Genomic DNA, 656 nt, shown 5'->3' on the forward strand with positions numbered 1-656 from the left:
CATGACGTGGATGGATCCGTCGCCGAAGGGTCGGAGGATCGCGACCGTCGAGGGCGACCCGCAGACGATCATCCGTCGGGGCGATGAGATCGAGTCGCTCGGGAAGATGATGACCGACTCAGCGACGATCCTGCAGGGCCTGGCGGACGGCACGGACGGGCTCAAGGGCAAGGCGGCGGTGAAGCTGCGAGAGGGCGTGGGCGACGTGCACGGCACGCTCGCCGAGGCCGGCCAGCTGTACACGCCGACCGGTCCGGTGGTGCGCCGCTATGGCGTGGCGCTGTCGACCGACCAGCCGGCGATCAACGGGCACGTCACGCGCTGCGAGGCTCTGTGGGAGACGTTCCGGAGCCTGCCGGGCTCGGTCGAGCCGCGCGGCACGGGCGGCTGGTTCCAGCCCGAGGCGGGCAGCGACGAGGCGCAGCAGCAGGCCGACGAGGACGAGGCGAAGCGGCAGGCGTACGAGGCGTGGGAGGACGAGGCGCGCCGCTTCGACGCCGACTACGACTCGTGGGAGACCGCGTTCGAGACCGCGGCGAACGACGTGGGCGACACGCTCGCGGGCAAGATCGAGGACTCCTTCTGGGACGACCTCGACGGCTTCGTCGCCGGCGCCCTCAAGGTGCTGCAGATCGCGGGCCTCATCCTCGCGGTCG

The 656-nt window shown here is 71.3% G+C and carries 1 protein-coding gene; it reads left to right on the forward strand.

Features of this window, described 5'->3' with window-relative positions; all coding sequences use genetic code 11:
• Positions 1-656 (forward strand): hypothetical protein (locus IEW90_RS13735; protein ID WP_188718887.1); only part of this gene is annotated, 656 nt, incomplete at both ends.

This window comes from Agrococcus terreus (assembly GCF_014645235.1).
GTDB lineage: Bacteria > Actinomycetota > Actinomycetes > Actinomycetales > Microbacteriaceae > Agrococcus > Agrococcus terreus.